Genomic DNA, 7,261 nt, shown 5'->3' with positions numbered 1-7,261 from the left:
ACACCTGGTCGACATCGCCTGTTTCGACATAGGCGCCGTTCTGCATCACCTGCACCCGGTCGGCCATGCGCGCCACCACACCCATATCGTGGGTAATCAGGGCAATGGCCGCGCCGGTTTCGGCCTTGAGCTCGTCCATGATGTCGAGCACCTGGGCCTGAACGGTCACATCGAGCGCCGTGGTCGGCTCGTCGGCAATCAGCAGGTCGGGCCCGCACAGCATGGACATCGCGATCATCACGCGCTGGCGCATGCCGCCTGACAGCTCGTGAGGATACTGGCGCAGACGGCGGGCAGCCTCGGGTATGCGCACCCGGTCCAGCCACTCGACGCAACGTTTCTCGGCCGCCTCGCCCTTGAGCGAGAGATGGGCCGCCAGAACCTCCTTCATCTGATCGCCTACCCGCATGTGGGGGGTGAGCGAGGTCAGCGGATCCTGGAAGATCATCGTCATCGACTTGCCGCGCACCGTGTTCAGGCGCTTCGGCGGCAGGCCGAGAATTTCCTGTCCGCGATAACGGATCGAACCTTCGGCCTTGCCATTGGAAGCCAGAAGCCCCATCGCGGCCAGAAAGGTCTGGCTTTTGCCGGACCCGGACTCACCCACCACCGCCAGGCACTCGCCGGAGCGTATTTCAAGGTCGATACCGCGCACGGCGTGCACTTCGCCATCAGGCGTATCAAAGCGCACGTTCAGGCCGCGAACTTCAAGGATCGGCGCAGATGCGTCGGTCAATCCGTCCTCACTTACATTCTCTGCCGGGCACGGGCCCAAATCGCTGGATAGGCCGGGACGATAGCCCCTGCTTAATATTCCTTCCATTACTATGCGCACAAAGGGCTGATTCGCATGGAGTCCGCCGAACCGGAACAAGGCAGTTAATGGCCAGTGCGCACATGTTTGAACACGCGTTCAACGCGCTGCCAGGCGCATGCGCCCTGCTGGACGATGAAGGCCGGATCATCGCGGTCAATGCGCGCTTCAAAGCCAGTTTTTCCGAACACGCCCGGCCTGGCGCAAGCCTTGCCCAGCTTTACTGCGATCCGCTCGACGGGCTGACGGCGAAGTGGAAGCGCTCCAGCTCGGCCGGTTCTGACGAGCTGGCGGACACGGCGCTGCTGCGCAGCAATGGCGGCGAGCCCGTCGCCGTGCGCCTGCATGTGCGCCGCACAGAACCCGGCGTGCGGCTGGTCACTATCGAGCCGGCCATAGACCTGTCGCAGCGCGACCTGCAGCTGCGCGCGGCGCGCAAGCGCGTAGCCATGGCATTCGAGGAGCACAGCGAGGGCGCCTACAGCGCTGACTTCCGCTCCCGGCAGGTTATCGTTTCAGGCCTGCTTGAACGCTTCGTCGGCCCCGGGGGCGCCGACGGGCCCGTCCGCCTGGCCCGCTGGCTGTCGCTATTGCACCCGGAGGATCTGGCTCGCGCGCGCGGCGTGCTGAGGGGCAATCCGTCCGGCGCCGATACTGTCATCAGCTTTTACTGCCGCATGCGTACGCGCGACGGCGGCTGGGTGCCTATGCGCCATGATGTGCGCGTGGTGGAACGCGACGAGGCTGGCAATCCCTTGCGCGTCACCGGGCTGGTCCATGACGTAGCGTCTGATGACCGGGCCGAAACGCGCGCAGGGATTGAGCGCATCAAGACGCAGCTGATCGTCGATACTCTGTCCCTGAGCAGCTGGACATTCGATTTCGAGACGCTGAACGGCACAATGTCCGGCCCGGTCAATCTCGCGCTGGGGACGGGGACTGGCCCGCAAGCCATGAGCGATGCGGTCATTCGCAGCAGGCTGCACCCTGACGATTTCGAACGTGTCTACGCCGCCTTCATGGGATTGCAGTTCGGTGGTCGTTATGACGAGACCTTCCGCCTGCGGGCCGAAAGCGGGCACTGGCTCTGGTATCGCAGCTGGGGAGAGCTTGAGCCCACGGCGGGCGGTGAGCGGCGCTCCATGAAGGCTTTCGGCTTCTGGTACGAGCTGCCCCATCATCGCGACGATATCGTGGAAGCGCTTGATAGCGATCTGGCCGGTGTGCTCGACAGGGCAGGCCTGAGCGGCTGGTCCTACGATTATGTAGGGCGTCAGGTCACCCTGTCCGGCCCGGTCCTGACAGCTATCGGGCTGCCCGGAGCCCAGATCACACTGCCCACCGACGAGTTCGTGGCACGTATTCACCGCGCAGACCAGCCACGGGTGCGCGATGCGCTGGTGGCGATCGCCAGCACAGGTAACAGCCATGTGGAGTTCCGGGTGCGCACCGAAGGCGGGCACTGGATCTGGCTCAGCCTGCGCGGCGGGATCAGCGCACAGACAAGTGAGGGTCGGCCTTTGCGAGCCTCCGGCGTCTTTGCCGAAGCGACCCGCCGGAAGGAGCAGGAGCGCCGTCTGGTAGACAGTGAACGCCTGCTCTCTCACGCCGTCTCTGCCGCTACGCTGGGCGCATGGGAGGTCGACTACAAGGCAGGCGAGTTTCTGCCGCGCGGCGAAATTCGTGCCTTGCTCGCGCTGGGCGAGGCGGAGAGCTGGGTCCCGTTCTCGCGCTGGCGTGACCTGGTGCACCCGGAGGATCGACGCATCCTCGACTGCTCGATCAGCGGGATCATGAAAAGCCAGCCGGGCGGAACCCGGGCTGCCGAATACCGTATCATGGACCATCGCACGGGCGAATATGTCTGGGTGGAGGCACGCGGCAGCCGGCTGGGCCCGGAAAGCCACCGCGCTGATTGCGCCGGCATCGTTCTGGACATTTCCCAACGCAAGGCGCTCGAGCAGAATCTCGCGCAGAGCGAAGAGCGTCTTGCCCGCGCGCTGGAAAGCGCCCATCAGGGCACCTGGCGGCTGAAAATCGACACCGAACAGGTCGAACTGTCCGAATTTGCCCGTGTCATCATGGGCCTTCCCGCCGGTCACGACGGCAAGCTCTCGCTGGATGAATGGCGCAATCTGCTCTGCCCGGAAGACCGGCATCTGTGCGAAACGGGCGTGAGCGCCATGCTCGGCGGCGAGCGGCTCAACGCAGTCTACCGCATCGCCGATGGGCAGGGGGGCTGGCGCTGGGTGGAGGATCGCGGCGCCATCAGCGCCTATAACGCCAAGGATGAGCCGGTAGAGGCGATCGGCACACTTTTCGACATAACCTCGCGCCGCGTCCTGGAAATGGAGCTGGAGGATCGCGAGAAGCGTCTGAACGAGGCCATGGATGCGGGCCTGTCGGCCATCTGGAGTATCGACCTCGAAACAGGGGTCCAGTCCGTGCGCGGGCGCCTCCTGGAATGGATGGGCCGCAAGATCGGCGAAGACGCGCTGGAAGCCGCCGACTGGCAACCTATCATCCACCCTGATGACAACAGGCTGGCCCGCAAGGCGCTGGCCGAGATCATGGCCGGCAGGGCAGCCGGTCCCATTGATTACCGGCTGCGCGACGGCGACAGCTGGCGCTGGGTGCGCTCCAAGGGCCAGCCGACCGCATGGGACGAAACCGGCAAGCCGATCCGCTCTGGCGGTGTTGTTATCGACATCACTGCCGAGAAACAGTTTGCCGAAGCGCTTGATGTCGAGCGGGAACGCCTGCGCCAGATATATACAACAACCCCGGTCATGCTGCTGTCCCTGGATCCGGCCGGTCGTATCCTCGGTGTCAGCCAGTACTGGCTCAGCACAATGGGCTATGAACGCGATGACGTCATCGGCCGTGTCTATGATGAGTTCCTGACGCCAAAATCGAGAGAAACCCTGCAGAAGCTAGGTGGCATGCAAGCGCTCCTCGCCAGCGGTGGCATGCAGGATATTTTCGCTGATGTGCGTAAAGCCGATGGCGCGGTTATCACAACGCTGTCCTCAGCGACGGTTGAGTACGGCCCGGCGGGCGAAGCGGTCGCGGTTCATGGTATCAGCATCGATGTCACGGAAAAGCTGGCTCAGGACCGGGAACTCCAGCGCTATGCAGCGGAGCTGGAGCGCACCAACCGGGAACTCGACAGATTTGCCGCCGTCGCCTCGCACGACTTGCAGGAACCTCTGCGCAAGATTTCTGCCTTCGCGAGCCTGATCAAGCGCCGCCATCAGGGGACGCTCGACGCGGAAACCGACCGGAGCCTCGAGTTTCTGGTTGATGCTGCCGGGCGCATGCGCCGGCTGATTGACGACCTTCTCAGCTATTCACGCGCCTCCAAGCGTCCGCTCGTTGTCAATGCAGTCGATATGGACGCGGTGATGAAGGACATACTGGCCGAGCTGGAACTGATGGCGGATGACGCCGCGGCAAAGATCGAGGTCTCAAGCCTGCCGGTGGTGGACGGCGATCCGACCCTGCTGCGGCTCCTGATGCAGAACCTGGTCTCCAACGCGCTGAAATACCGCAAGGGCAAAGGCGTATCGGTTTCCATATCGGCTGTACGCGAGGACAATAGCTGGAAGTTCACCGTCGCCGATGACGGGATCGGCTTCGACCCGCGCTTCTCGGAGAAAGTCTTCGCCCCCTTCCAGCGCCTGCATGGCCGCGAGGAGTACGAGGGCACCGGCATTGGCCTTGCCATCTGCCAGCAGGCCGTCGAGCGCCATGGCGGGCACATCTGGGTGGAAACGGCGCCGGGCAAGGGCTCCCGCTTCCACTTCACCCTGCCGCTGACCTTGCCCGCAGACGGATCGCGCGCGGCCTGAGGCCGCGCTGGCTTACGCGCCGTCCTGTGCGGGCGCCATTTCCAGTGCGATCTCGAAGCGCTCATCGGGTGAACGCGAAACACGCGCGTCCGACGGTGCAAGCCCCATGCGTATTTCCAGCGCGTTGGTGACGGCCTTTAGATCCTCCGTCACCGGGCCGATCAGGCCGGCAATGTCACCATCAGCATCGCTGACGACCGTGAGCACCTGAACCGGCGCCTTCATCGAGACCTGAAGTTCGCTCTTCACCTTGCGCACACCGGCAAGGATCGACACGAACGCATCGCCCTCGGCGCGGAAGCTGTCCTTGTCCGCCTGCTCGTCCAGCTTCGGCCAGTGACCGCGGGCGTGGAGGGTTTGCGTATCAGCTCCCTCACCGCCCGCCAGCACATCGTGCAGCGTATCGGTGACATAAGGGATGAAGGGCGCAAACAGTTTCAGCTGGATGATGCTGGCATGCCAGAGCGTGTGCAGGGCAGAGAGCTGACCGGCATCGGGCTTGCCTTCAAACCGGGTGCGGCTTTTCACGATCTCCAGATAATTGTCGCAATAGGTGCGCCAGAAGAAATCATCCGTTACGCGCAAGGCCTGCGCGTACTCGTAGGATTCAAAGGCCTTGGTCGCTTTCTCAACCGTTTCGGAAAGCTCGCCCAGCAGCCATTTGTCCATCGGATGGGTGATGTGGCCTGCCTCGATATCGGCCTTGGGCGAAACGGGCGACACTTCCGCCTGCTCCAGCGCCATGTGCGCGAGTTTCACCGCATTCCACAGCTTGGTAACGAGGCGCTTGCCCTGATTGAGAACGTTGGGCGCCAGCGCCGTGTCATGGCCGAGGCGCGAGGTGCCGGTCCAGTAGCGCACCGCGTCCGCGCCATACTCGTCCAGCAGCTTGATCGGATCGATCACATTGCCCTTGGACTTGCTCATCTTCGAGCCGTCGCTGGCAAGGCACCAACCCGAAATCGCGATGGTTTTCCACGGAATGGTCTGTTCGTGATGGAGCGCCTTCACGATGGTGTAGAAGGCCCAGGTGCGGATGATCTCGTGGGCCTGCGGACGCAGGCTCATCGGGAAGAGACGCTTGTGGACATCAATGTCCAGCGCCAGATCGTCGTTGATCGAGCGGGTAACGAGCTGCGGGCTGACCGAAGACGTCGCCCAGGTGTCCATCACGTCGCGCTCGCCCTCCACCTCGTCACGGCTATAGCCGCGCGGCAGATCGACCATGGGATCGACGGGCAGGTCGGCGGCTTCGGGCACGATGACCTTGCCCTCTTCACCCGGACGGCGCGAATACCAGACGGGAAGCGGCACGCCGAAATGGCGCTGGCGCGAGATCGCCCAGTCCCATTTCAGGCCCTCAACCCAGCTTTCAAAGCGCTGGCGCATGTATTCCGGCTTCCAGACGATCTCCCGGCCCTTGGCGAGGATCTGCTCCTTGAAGTCCAGCGTGCGGATGAACCATTGCGGCGTGACGATGATCTCCAGCGGCGCGCCTGAACGCTCGGCGACCGGGATTACCTGATGGGTCGCCTCCTGTTTCAGGAGCACGCCCTTCTCGCGCAGCATCTCGATAATGGCGGCCTTGGCCGCTTCCGCCTTCTGGCCGGCCAGCGCGGTTACAGTCGCCTTCGCGCCCTCTACATTGACGCTCGGCCACTCGTCAGAGCCGATATCGAGGTGCTCGATCATCTTGCCGTCCGGCCCGATGACGATGCGAAGCGGCAGCTTGTGAGTGCGGTACCACTGGATGTCGGTGACATCGCCGAACGTGCAGCACATCACCATGCCGGTACCCTTTTCAGGGTCCACCGTCTCATCGGCGACAATCGGCACCGGCACGCCGTAAAGCGGCGTGATGGCGCGTTTGCCGATCAGTTCTTTTGCACGCGGATGCTCCGGGTGGATGATCAGCGCGCCGCAGGCCGCGATCAGCTCCGGGCGCGTGGTGGCGATAACAGCCGGTTCGCCGCCGCCTTCAATCTCGAACGCGACATAGTTCAGCTTGCCTTCGCGCTCGGTCTCTTCCACCTCGGCCTGCGCAATGGCGGTACGATCCGCAGGATCCCACAAGGTGGGTTCAAGGCGGCGCTCCAGCAGGCCCTTCTTGTAGAGGTCCAGGAAGGACATTTGCGAGACGGTGCGGCTTTCATCCGAAATCGTCTGGTACTCCCGGCTCCAGTCGACCGACAGGGCGAGCCGGGTAAAGAGATCGCGGAATTGCTGCTCGTATTCGGGGATCACCTCGCGGCAGAGCGCAACGAATTCCTCGCGCGCCATGGTGCCGCCGCGTACCTTTTTCTTCTTCTCCACCAGACGCTCGGTCGGCAGGCCGTTATCGTCCCAGCCGATAGGGTAAAGCACGTTCCTGCCCGCCATCCGGAAATAGCGCGCCATGATGTCGGCTTGGGTATAGCTGTAGACATGGCCGACATGCAGCGTGCCGGAGACGGTCGGCGGCGGCGTGTCGATCACGTAATCGCTGTCCGCGGGCAGTGACGGATCCCACTTGAAGGCCTCGTCCTTCAGCCAGCGCGCATTGCATGTCTCTTCAGCGTCTTGCGGCTTGTAGCGATCAGGAAACGGCTTCATGGGG

At 63.5% G+C, this 7,261-nt stretch carries 3 protein-coding genes; 1 reads left to right on the top strand and 2 read right to left on the bottom strand.

Annotated elements, in window-relative coordinates; genetic code table 11:
• Positions 1-736 (bottom strand): ATP-binding cassette domain-containing protein (locus ACTIGC_RS02715; RefSeq protein ID WP_439632955.1); only part of this gene is annotated, 736 nt, incomplete at its 3' end.
• Between the two features lie 161 nt (positions 737-897).
• On the opposite strand from ACTIGC_RS02715, the gene ACTIGC_RS02710 reads away from it, so the two are divergent.
• A complete protein-coding gene (locus tag ACTIGC_RS02710) occupies positions 898-4,665 on the top strand; it encodes a PAS domain-containing protein (protein ID WP_439632954.1) in 3,768 nt (1,255 codons plus the stop codon).
• A 12-nt stretch (positions 4,666-4,677) separates the two neighbouring features.
• Here the strand turns inward: ACTIGC_RS02710 and ACTIGC_RS02705 are convergent, their stop codons facing one another.
• The gene (locus tag ACTIGC_RS02705) at positions 4,678-7,257 is read right to left on the bottom strand and encodes a valine--tRNA ligase (protein WP_439632953.1); all 2,580 of its coding nucleotides are present in this window, start codon (positions 7,255-7,257) and stop codon (positions 4,678-4,680) included.
• Positions 7,258-7,261: the final 4 nt, after the last annotated feature.

This window comes from Glycocaulis sp. (assembly GCF_051859565.1).
Taxonomy (GTDB): domain Bacteria; phylum Pseudomonadota; class Alphaproteobacteria; order Caulobacterales; family Maricaulaceae; genus Glycocaulis.
The sequence above is the reverse complement of the archived record's forward strand: the minus strand, read 5'-3'. Positions and strand labels throughout refer to the sequence as shown.

What these genes read in the sequence shown, in the direction of transcription:
- ACTIGC_RS02710 (WP_439632954.1), top strand. Translation starts at nt 898, where the DNA reads ATGTTTGAACACGCGTTCAACGCGCTGCCAGGCGCATGCGCCCTGCTG.
- ACTIGC_RS02705 (WP_439632953.1), bottom strand. Translation starts at nt 7,257, where the DNA reads ATGAAGCCGTTTCCTGATCGCTACAAGCCGCAAGACGCTGAAGAGACA.